Source organism: Oligella sp. HMSC05A10, from assembly GCF_001808335.1.
Taxonomy (GTDB): Bacteria; Pseudomonadota; Gammaproteobacteria; order Burkholderiales; family Burkholderiaceae_B; genus Oligella; species Oligella urethralis.
In genome coordinates this window covers 67,509-86,911 of the sequence record NZ_KV792937.1, presented here as the reverse complement: position 1 = coordinate 86,911, position 19,403 = coordinate 67,509, and the positions used below count along the sequence as shown (strand labels likewise).

Genomic DNA, 19,403 nt, shown 5'->3' with positions numbered 1-19,403 from the left:
TAAAGTATCGCCAAACAGAATAATATCATAGCAGTTTAAATGGAGACATGAATGGATACGATTACTTTATCTCGCACCGCTAGTATTGCCGACTTGCCTACAGCAAAGTGGTCAGTAGCACAAGTTACTGAGCTCTTTGAACTACCCTTTATGGAGCTGCTATTCCAAGCACAAACCGTTCATCGCCAGTTTCATCCGGTGGGTGAGGTGCAATTATCAACCCTATTATCCATCAAAACGGGAGGCTGTCCGGAGGACTGTAGTTATTGTCCTCAATCCTCCCGTTACAACACAGATGTAGAAAAAGAAAAGCTGATGGCGGTCGAGGAAGTGGTTAAGGCTGCTAAAACTGCTAAGGAGCAAGGTGCATCACGCTTCTGTATGGGTGCAGCGTGGCGCGGTCCCAAGCAATATCAAATCGAGGTTGTGAGTGAGATGGTGCGTCAGGTCAAAGCCCTCGGCATGGAGACCTGCGTCACCCTCGGCATGCTCAAAGACGGTCAAGCTGAGCAGCTAAAGGAGGCTGGTCTGGATTACTATAATCACAATATCGACACAGCACCGGAGTTCTATGGCAGCATTATCACCACCCGCACTTATCAAGACCGTTTAGACACACTTGAACGTGTGCGTAATGCCGGTATTAATGTCTGTTGCGGCGGTATTGTGGGTTTAGGCGAGTCACGCCGCGAACGTGCTGGTTTATTAGCCGAACTGGCCAATATGAATCCGCCACCGCAATCCGTTCCCATCAATCATCTGGTCAAGGTGGCGGGCACGCCATTAGCTGATGAAGAGGATCTCGATCCCTTTGAGTTTATTCGTACCATTGCCGTGGCGCGTATTATCATGCCTCAATCCAAGGTACGACTCTCAGCTGGGCGTGAACAAATGGATGATGGTACTCAGGCACTGTGCTTTATGGCTGGCGCCAACTCCATTTTCTACGGCGATTGCCTACTCACCACAGCCAATCCGCAAAGAGAAAGGGATCAGGCACTATTTGAACGCTTGGATTTATATAGCGCCTAATTGCGCTTATATCATAGGTCATAAATAGCAAAACCCATGACACAGGATCATGGGTTTTGTTGTTTGAAGCTCAAACAAATACTAGTCGTTAGAACCCTCGAGACGGTATACCAATACCGATACTGGTGCTAACTGAATGACTTTAGTCGTTACGCTACCTAATAGCAAGCGTGATAAACCACTACGACCATGGGTTGCGATGTAAATTAAATCACAACCATGCTCCTTAGCTGCCTCAACCACACCGTCAGCAACATTGTAATTAGAAACAATCGCAGAAGTTGCCTTAACACCAGCCGTTTGAGCACGATCCATCACCGGCTGTAAGTACTCCTCAGCTTCCTTGCGGGCAGCTTCTTCATAATCCGCATCGGAAATAGCATAAGAGGCAGCGACACCATCAAAACCTACGAGGGTAGAAAATGGCTGAGTCACGTTTAACACCACAATTTCCGCACCGATTTGACGTGCAAATGAAATACCGGAATTGGCTGTTTGTGATGAAATATCTGAACCGTCAATGGGTAATAAGATCTTTTTGTACATACAATATCTCCTTGTTAAGATTCTCTAGCTACTGCCAGGGCATAGGTGGTAGCACTTCGATTGCCGCTACGACAGTAGGCTAACACAGGCTTAGGCAATGTTTCAATCACGATGGCAAACTCCTCGACATCAGCCTCAGTCGGACCACCGCTGATAATGGGTAAATAAACCGCTGTCATACCTAAACTCTCAGCCAATTCAATCATCTCCTGAGAAGTGGGTTGTGCCGGTCCACCCTCTCCGTCAGGCCGATTAATTAATAAGGACTTAAAACCTTGCTTAGCCGCGGTACGGACCTCATCTGGGCTCATTTGAGGAGCCACGGCGTAGTCCTCATTAAGCTGTGTAAACGATGTTTCAATCATAAATCATGACCTTAAAATTAAGTTTATAAGCTTATTATAAACATCTTCATCATGAAAAAAATGAATAATGAAGGTATTTTTTGTGTTAATCCGCTAGGCGGCATGCATTAATACCATACACTGAGCTAGTCTCAGCCCAAAGGCCATTACTTAAAGCGATGCCAAAGTGATTCACCCTCGACCGCTTTATCTAGCACCTCCACATAGGCGGCGTGTTCGGCGAGCTCCTCGGCATCGGCTCGAATAATCGGTAAACTGAAGCTGCCAACCACGGGAGCGGCGACAACTGCATCTGCTGCCTGTATCTGCGGTTCATCCTGCAGCGCATCTAACAAGCCGAACTGCTCACGTGTCATGGCTAACCAGACATCAGCCAGTAACTCCGCATCCAGTAAAGCGCCGTGAAGTACCCGATGCTCATTGGACACGCCTAAGCGATCACAAAGTGCATCCAAGCTATTACGCTGACCGGGAAACTTAGCGCGTGCCAAGGCTAAAGTGTCAGTAATTTTGGCAGCAATCTCCTCAAGCGCTGGGATCTGATAGCGAGCAAATTCCGCATTTAAAAAGCCCACGTCAAAGGCTGCATTATGAATTAATAACTCCGCCCCACTCAGATAGTCTGCAATCTCCTGCGCATGCTGTTCGAATGTATTAAACTGGCTTAAAAACTCAGTGGTTAAACCATGCACCGCCAACGCACCCGGATCCGACTCGCGCTCGGGATTGAAGTATAAATGTAGATTATTCCCAGTCGGCTCACGATTAACTAACTCAATACAACCGATTTCAATGATACGGTCACCCTGGTGAGCATCCATGCCCGTGGTTTCCGTATCCAAAACGATTTGACGCATCTCTATACCGCTACAAAATAAAAAGGGTCTAGGCAAATACGCTAGCTAGACCCTAAACATTCAATTAAAGACCGGACACCACAGCGTTAAAGCCGGCATCCACGTGGAGAATTTCACCTGTGATGCCTGAGGCTAAATCAGACAAGAGGAAAGCAGCGGACTTGCCCACGTCGTCAATATTGACCCCGCGCTTAAGCGGTGCGTGCTGCTCAACAAAATTAAAGATATAGTTAAAATCCTTAATCCCGGCAGCGGCTAAGGTTTTAATCGGACCTGCAGAGATACCATTAACACGGATACCCTTTTCACCGACGGCTTTCGCTAAATAGCGCACACTTGCCTCTAACGATGCCTTAGCTAGGCCCATCATATTGTAATGGGTGATCGCACGCTCGGCACCGAGGTAGGTTAAGGTAAGAAAATTACCCTGACGCTTTTCAACTAAAGGTAAAAACTCCTTGGCCAAGGCAGCAAAGCTATAAGCGGAAATATCATGTGCTGAACGGAAGTTTTCACGGTTATAGCCATCTAAAAAATTACCAGCAATCGACTCCCGTGGCGCAAAACCGATAGAGTGCACCACACCATCAACCCCATCAGCCCAATGCTCGCCGATCGCCTTAACACAGTTCGTAATGCTTTCATCGGAAGAAACATCACAGGGCACCACGATATTGCTACCGAACTCCTCAGCAAATTCCTTGACCCGACCCTCGAAACGCTCTCCGACGTAGGTAAATGCTAATTCAGCACCCTGTTCATGACACGCTTTGGCAATACCGTAGGCAATCGAACGATTTGAAATCAAACCGGTCAACACAATTCGTTTATTCGCTAAAAAACCCATGAATTTTCCCGTAATTTTTTCGTTATTTACAATCAATTAATTATAACTGCTTTTTACTAATAAGGAATGCCTAAACCCGACTAGGGCTTAGGCAAGTAAAATTGTTGGCGCTAGCTAAGACTAACCCTCAACACCCGAGTTTGGTAGTCTTAAGACCATACCCGCTTTTAAACCATCCACGGTGATGTTATTAAGTGCTGCTAAATCATTGACCGTAGTGTGGTATTGACGGGCTAATGAATACAGCGTCTCACCCTTAGCCACACGGTGGCTAGCTGGATTACGTGTAGCCGTAGGGGCCGCTGGCACAGCTGGCGACTGATACGCAGCCGTACGCACTCTTGCTGTACTAGTTGTCGGTTCACTATCCCAACTTACACGCTGAACCACTGGACCGCTGCGCTGAACAGTTGAGGCTGCTCTTGCCGCCAGAGATTGATTACCGCCAACATTAGGCAACATCGCTGTCGGCTGTTCACTAAGGGCAGCAGTGCTAGCAACACTCTCTGCACTGCTTGGGGCTGCGGTCTGCGGACGATTAGCCGCAAGCGCAGGCACCGCAGTCGCCGTAGAACCATCGGCACGAATTAAATCGGCTAATGGATCCACCGTGCTACTAGCTGGCGCGGGGCTCGTATTGCTAGCCACCAATGCCGCCGAAGCCGCTCGTGGTGTCGTTGATGCAGGACGTGCGGCAGGCGCAGGTGCTGGTACGCGCTGTTGCGCTAAAGCAGGCGTCGCTGCTGGCGGAGGATTAACTGCGGAGGCCGGCAATCGAGTGCGCTCAATTAAAGCTAGCATCATATCAGGACCAGCACTGGCGGCAGGCATAGGCTGTTGCACAGGCGCTGGCGGCGTAGCACGAATACCTGAGGGCGAAGCGCTAGGTGAAATACCACTACCCCGAGGCACCATCAAGGTGCGGCTATTGATAGCAACGGTTTGCTTAGCCGTGTAACCATTTAATTGCTTTAATAAGGCTAAATCCACGCCTAAACGCTGTGCAATATCGGCCAAAGCCTCACCCGATCTAGGTGTATAACCTGAATAAGAGGCCAAATTACCCTTGTAATTCGCTAGGTTCTTTTTATAAGAAGCGACATTGGCCTTGGGAATCAGAATACGTTGACCATGCTCAGCTAAAATCACCGGCCGATGGAATTGTGGATTCATCTCCTTGAACTCACTCAAGGACATACCGGCTAGCTTAGCGGCTACTTCAATGTCAATATCAACAGTCTTATTGACCTCTTCAAAGTAAGGCTGATCTGGCACGTGCGGCAAGGTGATGCCGTACTTCGCAGGCTGACTAATAATACGCTTAAACGCCATCAACTTAGGTACATAGTCACGCGTTTCTTGTGGCATGTTAAGCGAGAGATAATCTGTACCTCGACCCTGAGCTGCATTACGATCGCGGGCCCGCTTGACCGAGCCCTGCCCCCAGTTATAAGAAGCTAAGGCTAAATGCCAGTCATTACCCTGGAAATTATATAAATAAGCCAAGTAATTAATGGCCGCTTGCGTTGAACTCACCGGATCACGGCGATCGTCACGCCACCAATTTTGTGTCAAATTAAAATCAGTACCGGTGGCTGGCATAAACTGCCACAAACCGGATGCCTTGACCCGCGACAGTGCCGTGGTGTTATACGCACTCTCGACAAATGGCAAGAGCGCCAATTCGGTCGGCATACCACGCTTTTGTAGCTCGGTAGTGACATAGTAAATATACTTCGCCGAGCGATTGGCCATGGTTTGCACCGAGCCAGGGCGCTTTGTGTAGTAGTTAACCCAATAATCCACCCGACTGTCTCTCAGATCAGGCATTGCGTAACCGGCGCGAATCCTATCCCATACGTTGTTATAGTGTTTGGAAGTAGCTGCTGTATTACTCTTGAGGTTTCCGCCCGTAGACGAGCAACCACTGATAATCGCAGTCGTTGCTAACAAAGCGTAAACTAATAATCTCATAATCAGAAGACCTTGCTTTTTAAATTTGATCTAAGAGATGAATCAAAAAATTGCTATGCATTATAAAGCAAAAAAACTGCTTTACGAGCGCATCAACTCAAAAAAATCATCTATCACTACACGAGCTAAATAAGCTATGAATGATTTTTCCACTCACGTAAGGTGCCAAAAACCGCCGCAGGCCCATCTAAGGTCGTGCCGGCATAGGACTCGGCCGCCGCAATCACGGACTGCTCACGCACGCGCATAAAGGGATTCGTCGCCCTCTCCTCCGCAATCGTGGTCGGTAAGGTGGGTAAATCCTGTGCTCTAAGCTCACGAGCCCGCCGCTGCCAAGCCAATAAGGCCTGATTGGCAGGCTCAACCTGTAAGGCCCAATCAATATTACTCAGAGTATATTCATGGGCACAATATATACTAGTATTTTGCGGCAAATTGATAAATTTATCAATACTTTGCAGCATTAATCTAGAATCTCCTTCAAATATTCTGCCACAACCACAGGAAAATAAAGTGTCGCCACAGAATAGCACCGGCTGCTGTGCATTGATGGTGCCTGTATAAGCAATATGTCCTAGGGTATGGCCCGGCACCTCGAGTACCTGCAGCTCCGTATCGATGCCCTTTATTTGAACGCGATCGCCCTCCTTTAGCTCATGACTCAGTGCGGGTATGGGCCGACTTTCAAAGGCCGGACCATAAACATCCGCTCCATATTTATCGACTAATGCTCGCACCCCACCGGTATGGTCATCATGGTGATGGGTAATCAAAATCGCCTTTAGCGTTAAGCCCTTGGACTCCAACTCACGCAGCACCGGTGCCGCTTGACCTGGGTCCACCACTGCTGCCGTATCCCCTTGGCGCATAATCCATATATAATTATCATTAAATGCGGGTATTGGATAAATCTCGATGTTATTCATAGCTCCCCTCCTGATAGCTTAATTTTGAAGACGAATGTGCAGAACCGTAATCTCCACCAAATCTCGCTTGATGAGTGGCTAAGCACCCCCATGGGTCAATTAGTCGCCGACTGGATGGAAGCCAAGGCTGATGACTTACTAGCCAATGTATTCGGCTATAGTGCCTTGCAACTAGGCTTGCCGGACTACGACCTGATGCGTAAAAACCGCATTCGAACCAAGGTTATTCTAACCCAAGATGATTTAAACCATCGCAATCCGGCACCGACTGATACAGATGAGGAGTCTATAAGCACTGAGGATCTGCCCTACCAGAATGAACTTGAGGCTATTTACTACCAACGCAAAGATATTCCACCAAGCGATAGCTCTAACAAAAGCCCTGAGGATGCTAATCAGCTGCACTTAAACTATGAGAACGAATCGGTGGATCTGGTGATCCTGCCCTTTACCTTAGACTGCTATGCCCAGCCACATCAGCTGTTACGCGAGGTTGAGCGAATACTGCTACATGAAGGGCGCTTATTAATTTTTGGCTTTAATCCTTACAGTCTTTGGGGGCTACGCAACCGATTCTCGCGTTTTCCCTACCTGCCTGTGCCTAATAAACAGCAAATTTCACTACAAAAGACCAAGGATTGGCTACAATTACTGTCCTTTGAAATTGATCGGGGCCAATTAGCTTGCTATGAACCCGCCTTAATGAGTAGCCGTTGGTTAAGCAAGTTTGCTTTTATGAACAAAGCGGGTAACCGTTGGTGGCCCTTAGCCGGTGCAGTATTCTATGTATCCGCTATTAAGCGTCATGCCAATCCAAACTTAGTGGGCGCAGTCAACTTCAAAAAACCAAAAAAGGCACTCAAGCCAGCGATAGTAGCAACCAAGAACAAGTTTTAAACGAGGTCATTATGTCAAAACAAGCCATTGTGCAAATCTGGACCGATGGCGCCTGCAAAGGCAATCCCGGCCCTGGCGGTTGGGGCATCTATATGAAGTACAAAGACCCCGCACACGCTGGTAGAGAAATGGAGTTATTCGGAGGTGAATTGCAGACGACCAACAATCGCATGGAGATGATGGCGGTGATTAAAGCCTTGGAGTTCTTCAAACAACCTTGGTCGCTTGAACTTTATGTTGACTCGCAATACGTAAAAAAAGGACTAAATGAATGGCTGCCGGCTTGGATCAAAAGAGGCTGGAAAACGGCTAATAACAAACCTGTACAAAACAAGGATCTATGGTTGCAGCTCCTGGCGCAGTGTGAACGCCATCAAATACAATGGCATTGGGTTAAAGGGCACAGCGGTGATATGGGTAATGAACGGGCCGACGCCCTTGCTAACAAAGGGGTTGAGCAAGTACTTGCCGGCACCAAATAGCTTAATACTGACCGCATTTTAGGCGGCGAGCACGCTCTCGTTCGCGGTCTGCCACGCTATCCTGGCGATAACGATTTAAAAAATTTCCAGGACCGGGACCAACCTGCGCATTACTCTGAATAATGCGATGATTAGAAACAGCGCAGTTATCACTTGCTGCACGCTCCTCCTCAGAACTAGCGCAAGCAGATAAGGCCATGGTCGCCACCAACAAAGCCATCAAGTTAAATTTACTGATCATAAAAGTCCTATCGTATTCAGGTCTAACCAAAAGTGCACATCTTTTGTACACTTAATTCACGCACTTGATTTAAACGCGTCTGTGCCGCATCTAACACCTCCGCATCACGCCCCGTCGGCACATCAGCTTGATACTTATAGCGTATATTATTAATTTCACGATTAAGTCGTTCGGAATCCTTCCATAAGTCACGGCAAGTGGCGGCCACCATCTCCGACTCCGTCATCGGCGGATAAATCGGGGCCTGTACGCAAGCGCTCAGCGTTGTGATACCAAGTGCGATAAATAATACTTTCTTCATAACACATCTCCTTTGCAGCTATTTTATCCGATTATCGGCCACGCACCTGCTCAAACGCCGACTCCCCTGCTTTAAAACGATAAGCTGCGCCCGCACCCACCACTAAATTACCCACGGTGGGCTCTAAGGCAATTAAATAAAAATCTGCCAATGATTTAAGTAAAGCGACAATCCTACCCTGCTTTTGCTCTAATCCCTGCAATATGGATTCATACACTGCTTCCTCGCAGGCAACTGGACGACACACCACCTCATAACGAACCCGCTCACGCACAAAATGATTCGTCGTAGTCGCCTCGTCCCGCAACAACATAACCGACGCTTGTGGTCGCTCAAGTAAATTCGGCGTGTGTTCAGCCAACAGACTGACAAAAACATAAAACACGCCATCTCTCTCATAAAAAGGCGCATAGCTGATAAGTGGCGAACCATCTGCATTCAGACTCGCTATCATCAAACTAGGCTGTTGGTGCAATGCCTGTAATTTAGTTGCTAATTCGGCGTTTTTAGCGGTCTGCTCCGCCATGGATTGATTCATGCTATACCTCGCTTCATATCACTTATCATGGCTAATCATAGCCCTTTTACTTGCATTTTAAAGTTAATGCTCTAATATAAATGCTTTAATCGCACTCACCAAGCATCAGCAGTTAAACTATGCGCATTTTACATACATCAGATTGGCATCTAGGTCGCTCATTGCTAGGCAAAAGACGCTATGCAGAGTTTTCACAACTACTTAACTGGATGCTGCAATGCATTGAGCAACAGCAGATCGAGGTCCTGATCATCGCCGGTGATATTTTCGATACCACCACGCCCAGTGTTACTGCGCAGGATCAATATTACAACTTCTTAGCTGCCGCTGCCGCTAACAGCTGTTGCCGCCATATTGTGGTGATTGGTGGCAATCATGATTCAGCGAGTTTTTTAAATGCGCCAGGCGCCATTCTTAAGAATCTCAATGTGCATGTCGTCGGTCAGGCCTATGACGATATTCGAGATGAGGTGCTGTTGCTCGATAATCATCAAGGTGAGGTGGGCTTAGTGCTGGCTGCGGTACCCTTTTTAAGTGATAGGGACATACGTCGTTATGAATCCCTAGCCAGCCTAAGCGATAAGGATCAGCAAGTGGTGGCAGCTTATCATCAACATTATGAGGAGGTCGCCCGCCACGCCAAAAAGCTAGCAGATAAGCATCAGGTGCCCATGGTAGCCACCGGTCATTTATTTATGACTGGCGGTCTTACCTCCGAGGGAGATGGGGTACGTGATTTATATGTGGGTACCTTAGGTCAGTTAAAAAGCGATTTATTCAGCCCTGATTTTAATTATGTGGCCTTAGGACATATCCATCAGCCCCAAAAGGTGGGCGGTCTAAATCATATACGCTATAGCGGCAGCCCCTTGCCCATGTGTTTTGATGAATGTGAGCGCAGCAAGCAGGTCTTGGTGGTGGATTTTAATCAGGAACACCAAGCCGAGGTTACTGCAGTGGAGGTCCCCACCTTTCAGCGCCTACACAGAATTCGCGGTGATTTAAAAAGCTTACAGTCGGCAATTGAGGAATTAAAACGGCAAAATGAGTCCATTTGGTTGGAAGTAAGCTACCAAAGCGATGAGTTGCAGAGTAATTTGCGAGCCGTACTGACAGAGCAAATCAAAGACTCCCAAATTGAAATTTTAAAGCTTAACAATCAGCAACGACAAGCGGTCCATTTACAGGCTACCGATACATTAGAGAGCTTGGAGGAATTAAGCGTAGACGACGTCTTTAAGCGCTTATTGGATCGACAAAACATCCCCGACAATCAGCGCCCAGAGTTATTAATGACTTATCAAGAAACCCTACACCGCTTACACCACGATCAAGAGTAGCCCATGAAGTTATTAGAATTACGTTTTAAAAATCTTAACTCCTTAGAGGGTGAGTGGTTAATAGATTTTAGTCATGCGGCGTATGAACAAAACGGTATCTTTGCCATTGCCGGACCCACGGGTGCCGGCAAAACCACCCTGCTTGACGCCATTTGTCTGGCGCTTTATGGCCGTACGCCGAGGCTAGACAGCTTTAGTAAATCACACAATGAAATTATGTCGCGCCAGCACGCCGAGTGCTTTGCCGAGCTTAAATTTCAAATTGGCCAGCGGACCTATAGCGCCGCTTGGAGCCAGCGTCGGGCACGCAACCGAGTCGATGGTAATTTACAGCAAATTCAGCGTGAGCTTTTTGATGTTGATAGCGGCAAGCTACTTTCCAGCCGCATCGCAGAAATTAATCAATTAACCGCCGACATTACCGGTTTGGACTTTGAGCGATTTACCCGCACCATGCTCTTGGCACAGGGGCGTTTTGCCGATTTCTTAAATGCCAAAGAGGAAGAGCGTTCGCCTATTTTGGAGCAAATCACTGGCACCCGTATTTACAGTGATATTTCCATCAAAGTGCATGAAATTAAAACTCAAGAGGAAAAAAATCTTGCCTTATTAAGCGCAGGCCTAGAGGGTATTACACCGCTGTCAGAGGATGAAGTCAGTGCCTTACAAGCCTCCTTGCAACAACTTAACCATAAGCTCCAGCAGCTCAATCAGCAGCAACAAGCCTTGCGCGAGTTAATCCAATGGTGGGAAGAAAGTGCCAAGACCAAACAAACTGAGGAGGAATTACAACGCTCACTCAGGGAGAATCGCGCCGAAGCTGCAAGCTTTGCCCCTAAAGCTGCGATGCTGGCACTAGCCAATAAAAGCTTGGCCTTGATTAAAGACTATACGGTATTAACTGGTTTACGTACGACATTAAAAAACAATCAAGACAGTCTGCAGCAATTAGCGCCAAAACTGAGTGAGGCGACCACTAAACGCAATCAGACACAAGAAGCATATCAAAGAGCGCAAGCGCTACACACACAACAAGCTGAGCTACTAGAACAACAAACAGAGCACTTTAAAGCCGTCCGTACCTTGGACGCCGAAATTAAGCAACAGCGCTTACTGCTACAAAATGAAGAACGCAATTTGCAACAAAAGCAGGCGCATCTCAAAGGCACCGAGAAGCAACTTCAACTTGAGCAAGAAAGCTATCAAAACCTCCAACAATCGATTCGTCGTGCCTATCAAGACTTTGAAGCAAAAGGATACGCCCTAGCACAGGATCCCTTAAGCGCAGACAGCGACGAACTGCTAGACCGCTTAAGTCATCAAAGGGAAATTCTTAATTTAAAAAATCGCAGTGAGCAGTTAACACAGGAACTACGTATTTTAGAGACACTCAGTGAGCTATTTAAAAACTACCATCATCAAAGTGCAGAAAACCATCGCACAAGACAAAGCTTAGAGGCGCTTAACGAGTCCTTGCTCAGTTTGCAAACGGTCGCCACCCAACATCAACAGCAACTACAGGTAACGGAGGCGCAGCTAGCCCAAGCCGAGGCCGAGCATAAGCTTGCCCTGGTACAACAAAGTCTGGAGCAACATCGTCAGGACTTAGTGGACGGTACGCCCTGCCCCTTATGTGGCGCCTTAGAGCATCCATGGGCCGAGCACGACAGCGCCAATCCTGCGCACACGCAGCAGCAACTAACACAAGCTAAGCAAGCGTATAAAGCGGCGCAAGAGGCGGTCAATCATCAGCAGCAGCAAATCACTCAACAAGCAGCTGACATTCGGGCACTAGAGCAGCGTTTAAGCGATGGCTTAACAGCTCAACAAGCGCATTTGGACCATCTCAGCGCGAAAGCGTCCTCACTCAGCGATTTAAACGGCGACAAACAAAGCTGGCTCCATTTGACTGACATCAATGCTACAGCTGACACGCTAGGGCTCAGTGAGCAGGCACTCAGCTCACAAAAAGAGCAGCAGCAACAGCAACTCAAGCAACTCCATACCGAGCTAAGCGATAGGGAAAAGATGCAACACTGGGCTCAGGAACAACGCATTGAGTTGACTCAACTAAAGGTCAGTATGAGCAGTCTACAGTCACAGCTAACAAACCATCAGACAAGCATCGCGAGTTCGGAGGAGAATCTCAAAGGCATTCAACTCACACTGGACGCCAGCAAACAATCTCGCTATGCGCTCTTTGCCGATGATGATCCTGACGCTGCAGAAGCGCAGTTAAAGCAAAAGCTATCGCAACTCGAACAACAATTATCCCTAAGCAGGACAGCCAAGGATGATGCGGCAATTCACTTTAGCCAGCTAGAGCAACAGCTTGAGAACCTAAAGCATGCTGTGCACACAGTCAGTGCCGAACTGAATACAGCAAACAATAGCTTTCAAGCTAAACTAAATAACTCAGCCTTTGTGGATGAAACAGCCTTTGTAGCCGCTTGCTTGGATGAAACTGAGCGCTTAAACCTTGAGCAAGAACAACGCCGTATTAATGATCGCAACCACCTACTGACAGAGCAACTAAAGCAGACCACAGCAAAGCTAGCTGAATTGGCGGCCCAGCAGCCAGATGCGCCTAAAGAGCTAGCGCTCTGTAAGGCAGAATGGGAGCAAGTAGAAGCACAAAAGGCCGAGCTCAACTCGATGCGAGGGCGTGATAATGAAAAACTAAGGAGTCATTTTAACGCGGTGGAGCGCCTTGCCGAACAAAAGGCACAAATTGAAGCGCAAGAAGTCATCACGCAGCGCTGGCGCCTGTTACATGAGTTAATCGGTTCTGCCGATGGTAAGAAATACCGCAATTTTGCCCAGAGTTTAACCTTTGAATTTGTGCTGCATTATGCGAATCAGCAATTAGCGCAGATGAGTGACCGTTACTCACTGTGCCTTGACCCAGAACCCGGCAGCAAGTTGGAGCTTTATGTGGCCGATCACTATCAAGGAGGTGAACTACGCTCCATCAAAAACCTCTCTGGTGGCGAAAGCTTTATCGTCAGTTTAGCCTTGGCACTGGGTTTATCACAGATGGTGGGCGGCAAAATGCAGCTAGAATCCCTGTTTTTAGATGAGGGTTTTGGTACCTTAGACGAAGACAGCTTGGATATTGCCCTAAGTTCATTGGCAAATTTGCAGCGCGGTGGCAAAACCATTGGTATTATTTCTCATGTGGCCGCACTCAAAGAAAGAATCGCAACGCAAATTCAAGTGATTCCGATGAGTGGCGGTCGCAGTCGTTTGGAAGGTCCGGGTATTCGTGCCCTTTAAGTTTACAGATTAGGAGGTGGGATAATGGCAAGCTTTGAGCTCAGTGATAATTTAATTGAGGAGTGGTTAGCGCATTGTCAACAAAACTTCCCCGGGCTATTACAAGAACGTGCCCTAGAAAGCCATAAGGGTAGCTTCGGCACTGTGGGTATTATCGGCGGTTGTCAGGGCATGAGCGGTGCCATTGTGCTGGCTGGTACTGCCGCACTGATTAACGGTTGTGGCAAGCTATGGTTAGGCTTTTGTCAAGACCATGCACCCCTACCCTATATCCCAGAACGACCAGAATTAATGCTAAGCAGTGCCGAACGCCTACTACAGCGAAATGATATCAGTCATTGGGCGGTGGGATGCGGCATGGGCCAATCGGAAGCGGCATACGACATCCTCAGTACCCTGCTACAGCAGACAGCTGATACGCCCCTACTGCTTGATGCGGATGCCTTGAATTTGCTCAGTCAACACCCCGAACTAGCGGACTACCTGACTGCCCGCTTGCTGCCGGCGGTGATAACACCTCACCCGGCCGAAGCCGCTCGTCTTTTAGACTGCAGCACCGAGGAAGTGATGGCCGACCGCCAAGAAGCCGCGCTCGAACTTTCAGAGAAGTACTTTTGCCGCGTCGTTTTAAAAGGTCATCAAAGCCTTATAGCCGCCCCCGATGAGGATTTGCTCATCAACCAAAGTGGTAATCCTGGACTGGCAACGGCCGGTAGCGGCGATGTCTTAAGCGGTATGATTATCAGTCTGCTAGCACAAGGCTTGGCACCAGATGAAGCGGTCGCTGGCGGCGTCTGGCTGCATGGGGCAGCCGCTGATTTGCTGGTACTTAATCAGGTCGGTCCCATTGGCCTTTGTAGCGGTGAAATTGCTGAGGCGGCCAGATATTTACGAAATCTTTTAATCTCGTTGTAGTGAACTGAGAAACTACTGCTCTGGCAAGGCCTGCTGTACTAATCGCTTGGTGGCTTGATTATGACGCCACTCGATAAGGGAGGCACTGACACCGCTGGCGCAGACGATCAGAATCCCCAACCAGCTCATCGCATCTGGAAACTGGCGCCAGATTAACCAAGCAATGGTGGCTGCCCCAACGATTTGTAAATACACAAAAGGCGCTAATAAGGAGGCGGGTGCATGTTGATAGGCCTTAATCTGTAACCAATGGCCCAAGGTACCAAAGATCCCAGTTGATAGCAGCACCAACCAGTCCAGATAATGATATGCCCCGATAATGCTTACTAACTCATCCACATAAAACAGTACTAAGACGCTACTGATGGCGGTTCCGATGAGGCCAGTCCACAGCAACGTGGTCATGGAGTCATCTTCTGCTAATTGACGTGTCACAATAAACTGCAAAGAAAAAATCCCGGCCGTCATCAAACCGAACATCACCCCTAAGGGATGGAGGCCCGACCCAGGGCGTACAATCACCATCACCCCGATAAAGCCACAAAGTGCAGCGACCCAGCGATAAAGGCGCGGTGGCTCCTTTAACACAAAGGGCGCCAAGCATAAGACCAATAGCGGTGCCAAAAAATTAATCGCAGTGGCTTCAGCCTGCGGTAAATAGCGCAGAGCCGAAAAGAAGGTCATGGTTGCAGTAAGCACCGCCGTGCCCCGTATGATCTGAAAGCCTAAGCGCTTAGATTTAAAAATACTTAAACCACGGCTCGGCAAAGTAAACATCAAAACCAAGACAGCATGTATTAAATAACGCACCCAGCTCAGCACCACCAAAGGCAACCCATATTGCATCAACCACTTGCCCCCAGCATCTAACGAGGACAAAGCCCAGGTCGACAGAATAACAAGGGCAATACCAACAAGGGGACGAGCTGTGGTGGACATAGTGTAAATAGCTTAGCCGAAAGGATTAATCAAAGTTTGAAGGCTTACCATCGATAGTGATGGCAATCTTAGGATAGTATGCCTCAACTACCCAACAGCAAGCGTAGAGAGCGCACTTAGCTCAGTGTTAGTACTGATAGCGCTGCGATGGCTGCTATCAGAGTCTATCAGGGCTTATCTTAGATAGATAGAATTTACGTGCTAGTCACCCATCAGCGCCCAACTTTCAAAGGCGTTGACCCACCCCTTGGCACCAACCAAGACTAAGGTGTCATCAGCCTCCAGCACAAACTCATTAATCGGATTACGAATTTGAAAGGCATGTCTACGAATTGAGATTAAACTCACTTTTTCTTTATCTAGTGGGAGCTCAGCGACCGTCATGCCGACAGCTTTTGACTGAGGTGGCAAGATAAAGGCATAACGTACAATCTGTGACGACTCACCCTCTAAATCAATGGCATCATCATGCCCTTTAAAAACGCCTGCCAGCACCTGGTAGTGATCTCGACGTACCTTACTCACAATATGATGCACCTGGCGGTAGTTCATACCAAGCGCAAGCATTGCTTCAGCGGCAAGGGCTAAGCTACTTTCTTTGCTATCGGACACCACATCATCCGCACCCATATGCGCAAAGACATTAATATAATCATCATCCGTGACCCTCACCACCACTGATTTGGTGGGATCCAGTAACATAATCGTGTTTAAAATTTGCTCACTTTCATGCATATTACTCAAGGTGATAATCACCATTTTGGCACGCTCTAAACCAGCAGCTAACAGCACCTCGGTGCGCTTAGCATCACCAAATGACACCGACTCACCCGCCAAGCGCGCGTTCATAACCCGCTCCACATCCAGATCCAAGGCATGATAGCTTTTATTTTCTTCGGTCAGAATACGGCTGATACTTTGCCCGCGTGCACCAAAACCGATAATCAAGCTATGCCCGTCAAGCGCCATGGTTTCGACCATCAGTGCATGCAAATTAACCGACTCCTGATCCCAAGCACTTCGAAAGAAAAAGCGCACAATGGTGTCACTACTATTAATTAATAGGGGCGCAACGATCATTGAGATAAGAATGGCTGCAATGGTAGACTGCTCCAACTCAGGTGATAACAGGTGAAAATGACCTGACACCGCCAATAAAACAAAACCAAACTCACTGCCTTGAGCTAAGTACAAAGCAGTACGCAAGCTGTCCATCGGCTTATGTCGCATGCAACGACTAATCGCAAAGACCACCAGCGCTTTTAACAGAATCAACATGCTCAGTAATAATAAAACCAGCTGCCAACTCTGTAATAGCACCGCAATATTCAACTTCATCCCGACAGTAATGAAGAAAAAGCCCAATAAAATATCACGGAACGGTCGAATATCGGCCTCTACCTGAAAACGATAATCGGTTTCTGCAATCAACATGCCGGCGACAAAGGCCCCCAAAGCTAAGGACAAACCCGCCATCTCGGTTAAATAAGCGATACCTAAGGTCACCAATAACACATTGATCATAAAGAGCTCTGAGGAACCACTTTTGGCGACCAAGCGGAACCAAGGCGCCATCAACTTATGCCCCACGACCAGTAAAAGACTTAAGGTCAGCGCCATATTGATAAAGGCCAACAGCAAATCAAGCCATAAATGATCATTCGGACCGGCTAAGGCGGGTAATAAAATCATTAAAGGTACCACAGCAATATCTTGCATCAGCAGTACTCCCATAGCCATATTGCCATGCGTTTGGTTCAACTCACTCCGTTCAGACAATAAACGGCTGACAATGGCGGTTGAGGACATCACCAAAGCCCCAGCCACAGAAAAGGACCAGAGCGCTGGCATTCCAATGAGCATCAGAACACCCATGACCAATAATATCGTAAAAACGACCTGCATCCCGCCTAAACCGATTAACAGGGTGCGCATGGATTTTAACTTGCCGAGGGAAAACTCTAAACCAATACTAAAGGTTAGAAATACGATACCTATTTCGCCTAGGTAATCCGTTGATGGTGACTCAGGAATTAATTGTAATAAGCCAGGACCCGCAATAAAACCCACTAATAAATAGCCTAGCATGGATGGGATTCGAAGCTTCCTGCAGACAATGACGGCTAACACGGAAACTAATAAAACCATCACCACTGGAGCTAAGGAGAAATGCATTTGAGCTACGCTTTAAAGAAGAGAGAGATTGACGAGTTTGCTGACCTCAGTCAAGAAAGGTAAATTTGCAAAATAGTCATTATACCCTTGACGCAAAAAAATAAAACGCAAAAATGGCTACCCCTGGCGGGCTAGTCAGCCTGTGATTAGGGCACCATGTTGCTGGAGCTCTTGACTGAACGATAGGCTAGCGAAACCCATTGACTCAAACGCCGATTGCCAAGTATCCAGCCACGCTGGATATAAGCTACGTTTTTCAGCTCCTATCCGCCACCCTAAATGGGTTAAAAGTAAAAATTAAATGATCGGACAACTAGTGTGACATAGGGGGTCTATCCTGCATATAGTCTTTAGCATTCTTCTTTCCTCATTAATTTATATAAACTCTTGAAAGTAAGTTCTTCAGCTGAGCAATCGGCACCGTTACGTGTTCCGGATCGTTCTGTTCCTGAGAAGAAAACGACCATCAACAAAACACCTCCAACTGAAGAAAACAAATCATCCGATGATGGATGGAAAAGGCCTGGATGGGCTACAGTTGATATTGATAAGTATATTTAAGTAGTGAGTTTGAAGGTGCTACAACGCAACAAACTCACACCTGGAACTACCCATTAAAGTCATGGACTTTAAATTACTTCAAATTCTAGGGTCTTACCTAAAGCTTTAAAAGCTCGATCCAGAGTATCTACTTTTGTAGCCCGATGCAAATTAACCATACGGTTTACTTGCGTTGGTGATAAATTCATTAATCGTGCCAAGTCTGCTTGTTTGATGCGCTGCTTTGTCATTTCGTTTAATAGCTTGACTTTAACTGTCACGCTTGCTGGAAGCATAACAGCATACTGTTCATCCTTCACTTTAGATGGTTCTGGCACGGCACGCATATCATCAAAATAAAAATCTAGCGCCGTAACTAGACAATCGTAAGCTAAGTCAATAGCTTCTTCTTTGGTTTCCCCGTATGTTATGGCCTCTGGTAAGTCAGGAAACGTCACCGTAAAGCCTGGAGCGTCAGGCGTTAGCACAAATGGATATTTCATAACAAATTCTCTCCTGTTTGGATTGTAGCGGCTGTGTTCATGAAAGCCCCATTAGGGGCATTTCTTACAAACCTAGCTGCTTTAAAATCGCTTTTCTAGTGCCTTCTGGTAGCTCTCTAGCGTGCCTTGGTAAGGTACTGTGTTTGCCTTTGTAGGTTAGCTTCGTGTGTTTTGAGCCTTCCTTAAATTCAACACCTTGCGATTTCAGCCAGCGTCTAAATTCGCTGGTTTTCACTACAATCCCCTCTAATGTTTCAATTATTTAATTATACACAAAAACGCACATAACGTAAACATTAATGTGTATTTATAAAAGGAAACAACAGTCACTCAATATCAACTTTTGCTACCTGAATTTTGCTCAATATTTAAGCACGGCAAACCTATATATTTGTAATAATATTTGCATTATACTTGCCGATTCTCGCAATAGCTCTTAACTATTTGATTACATTAAATAATTTGATGTTTTTCTTGATTTTAGCGTGACCGCTCTCTTGATTTAAATTCAGAGGGTGACAACTATCCTGACATAGAGAGGGTGGATAACTAGGGAACAGGCTCAACTGCTAATTCAGCAACTGAGTCAGCGCTGGATGAGAAATGCGGTAATTTTTGCTTTATCGACCGTCGCTCGTGCGAATGAAATATTATCGCTTGAGTGGTCACAGGTTGATTTAAACGAAAAGGTTGCCTGGTTAACTGCTGA

19 protein-coding genes and 1 pseudogene are annotated in these 19,403 nt (G+C 47.1%); 7 read left to right on the top strand and 13 right to left on the bottom strand.

Translation table 11 applies throughout. The features are described from left to right. Window positions 1-51: 51 nt before the first annotated feature. A complete protein-coding gene (gene bioB, locus HMPREF3144_RS08215; protein ID WP_036557441.1) occupies window positions 52-1,032 on the top strand; it encodes a biotin synthase BioB in 981 nt (326 codons plus the stop codon). Window positions 1,033-1,113: 81 nt separating this feature from the next. Here the strand turns inward: bioB and HMPREF3144_RS08210 are convergent, their stop codons facing one another. The 6 genes from HMPREF3144_RS08210 to gloB form a co-directional block, all read right to left on the bottom strand. Further along, window positions 1,114-1,578, bottom strand: a complete 465-nt coding sequence (locus tag HMPREF3144_RS08210) for a universal stress protein (protein WP_036557439.1) — start codon at window positions 1,576-1,578, stop codon at window positions 1,114-1,116. Window positions 1,579-1,592: 14 nt separating this feature from the next. After that, window positions 1,593-1,943, bottom strand: coding sequence for a protein tyrosine phosphatase family protein (locus HMPREF3144_RS08205; protein WP_036557437.1), 351 nt, complete (start codon window positions 1,941-1,943; stop codon window positions 1,593-1,595). 146 nt (window positions 1,944-2,089) lie between these two features. After that, a complete protein-coding gene (dnaQ, locus tag HMPREF3144_RS08200) occupies window positions 2,090-2,800 on the bottom strand; it encodes a DNA polymerase III subunit epsilon (RefSeq protein ID WP_036557432.1) in 711 nt (236 codons plus the stop codon). Window positions 2,801-2,864: 64 nt separating this feature from the next. Continuing rightward, window positions 2,865-3,647 carry an SDR family oxidoreductase gene (locus tag HMPREF3144_RS08195; RefSeq protein ID WP_036557430.1) on the bottom strand — a complete coding sequence of 261 codons (783 nt, stop codon included), beginning with the start codon at window positions 3,645-3,647 and terminating at the stop codon, window positions 2,865-2,867. A 120-nt stretch (window positions 3,648-3,767) separates the two neighbouring features. Further along, window positions 3,768-5,621 (bottom strand): transglycosylase SLT domain-containing protein, encoded by a 1,854-nt coding sequence (locus HMPREF3144_RS08190; protein ID WP_246823932.1) that lies wholly within the window; start codon window positions 5,619-5,621, stop codon window positions 3,768-3,770. A gap of 134 nt (window positions 5,622-5,755) precedes the next feature. Continuing rightward, complete coding sequence (gene gloB / locus HMPREF3144_RS08185) at window positions 5,756-6,547, bottom strand: hydroxyacylglutathione hydrolase (protein ID WP_018026848.1); 792 nt, start codon at window positions 6,545-6,547, stop codon at window positions 5,756-5,758. Between the two features lie 36 nt (window positions 6,548-6,583). Here gloB and HMPREF3144_RS08180 point away from each other — a divergent pair, with 36 nt between their 5' ends. Further along, window positions 6,584-7,444 carry a class I SAM-dependent methyltransferase gene (locus HMPREF3144_RS08180; RefSeq protein ID WP_246823931.1) on the top strand — a complete coding sequence of 287 codons (861 nt, stop codon included), beginning with the start codon at window positions 6,584-6,586 and terminating at the stop codon, window positions 7,442-7,444. Between the two features lie 11 nt (window positions 7,445-7,455). Then, window positions 7,456-7,926: a ribonuclease HI gene (rnhA, locus tag HMPREF3144_RS08175; protein WP_018026850.1), complete on the top strand. Its 471-nt coding sequence runs from the start codon at window positions 7,456-7,458 to the stop codon at window positions 7,924-7,926. A gap of 1 nt (window position 7,927) precedes the next feature. Here the strand turns inward: rnhA and HMPREF3144_RS08170 are convergent, their stop codons facing one another. From HMPREF3144_RS08170 to HMPREF3144_RS08160, 3 genes are read right to left on the bottom strand one after another with little or no spacing between them, the layout of a single operon-like run. Next, on the bottom strand, window positions 7,928-8,167 hold the full coding sequence (locus HMPREF3144_RS08170; RefSeq protein ID WP_070469844.1) for a hypothetical protein: 240 nt from the start codon (window positions 8,165-8,167) through the stop codon (window positions 7,928-7,930). Window positions 8,168-8,189: 22 nt separating this feature from the next. Beyond that, a complete protein-coding gene (locus HMPREF3144_RS08165) occupies window positions 8,190-8,468 on the bottom strand; it encodes a hypothetical protein (RefSeq protein WP_048766690.1) in 279 nt (92 codons plus the stop codon). Window positions 8,469-8,499: 31 nt separating this feature from the next. Further along, the gene (locus HMPREF3144_RS08160; protein ID WP_070477370.1) at window positions 8,500-9,006 is read right to left on the bottom strand and encodes a HugZ family pyridoxamine 5'-phosphate oxidase; all 507 of its coding nucleotides are present in this window, start codon (window positions 9,004-9,006) and stop codon (window positions 8,500-8,502) included. 119 nt (window positions 9,007-9,125) lie between these two features. On the opposite strand from HMPREF3144_RS08160, the gene HMPREF3144_RS08155 reads away from it, so the two are divergent. The 3 genes from HMPREF3144_RS08155 to HMPREF3144_RS08145 are packed head-to-tail and all read left to right on the top strand — an operon-like array spanning window position 9,126 to window position 14,537. Continuing rightward, window positions 9,126-10,346, top strand: a complete 1,221-nt coding sequence (locus tag HMPREF3144_RS08155; RefSeq protein ID WP_070477368.1) for an exonuclease SbcCD subunit D C-terminal domain-containing protein — start codon at window positions 9,126-9,128, stop codon at window positions 10,344-10,346. 3 nt (window positions 10,347-10,349) lie between these two features. Beyond that, entirely contained in the window at window positions 10,350-13,622 is a 3,273-nt protein-coding gene (locus HMPREF3144_RS08150) for an AAA family ATPase (protein ID WP_070477367.1), read from the top strand. Window positions 13,623-13,646: 24 nt separating this feature from the next. Beyond that, window positions 13,647-14,537 (top strand): NAD(P)H-hydrate dehydratase, encoded by an 891-nt coding sequence (locus HMPREF3144_RS08145; RefSeq protein WP_083290426.1) that lies wholly within the window; start codon window positions 13,647-13,649, stop codon window positions 14,535-14,537. 12 nt (window positions 14,538-14,549) lie between these two features. Here the strand turns inward: HMPREF3144_RS08145 and HMPREF3144_RS08140 are convergent, their stop codons facing one another. The 4 genes from HMPREF3144_RS08140 to HMPREF3144_RS11465 all read right to left on the bottom strand — a co-directional run bounded on the left by HMPREF3144_RS08140 (window position 14,550) and on the right by HMPREF3144_RS11465 (window position 18,929). Further along, window positions 14,550-15,476 (bottom strand): DMT family transporter, encoded by a 927-nt coding sequence (locus tag HMPREF3144_RS08140; protein WP_070477366.1) that lies wholly within the window; start codon window positions 15,474-15,476, stop codon window positions 14,550-14,552. Between the two features lie 201 nt (window positions 15,477-15,677). Further along, a complete protein-coding gene (locus HMPREF3144_RS08135) occupies window positions 15,678-17,651 on the bottom strand; it encodes a monovalent cation:proton antiporter family protein (protein WP_018026858.1) in 1,974 nt (657 codons plus the stop codon). 629 nt (window positions 17,652-18,280) lie between these two features. Beyond that, window positions 18,281-18,694: a type II toxin-antitoxin system HicB family antitoxin gene (locus tag HMPREF3144_RS08130; protein WP_036557413.1), complete on the bottom strand. Its 414-nt coding sequence runs from the start codon at window positions 18,692-18,694 to the stop codon at window positions 18,281-18,283. Between the two features lie 64 nt (window positions 18,695-18,758). Further along, entirely contained in the window at window positions 18,759-18,929 is a 171-nt protein-coding gene (locus tag HMPREF3144_RS11465) for a type II toxin-antitoxin system HicA family toxin (protein WP_081941467.1), read from the bottom strand. A 361-nt stretch (window positions 18,930-19,290) separates the two neighbouring features. On the opposite strand from HMPREF3144_RS11465, the pseudogene HMPREF3144_RS11885 reads away from it, so the two are divergent. Then, window positions 19,291-19,403: pseudogene (locus HMPREF3144_RS11885) on the top strand (site-specific integrase); the annotation flags it as partial.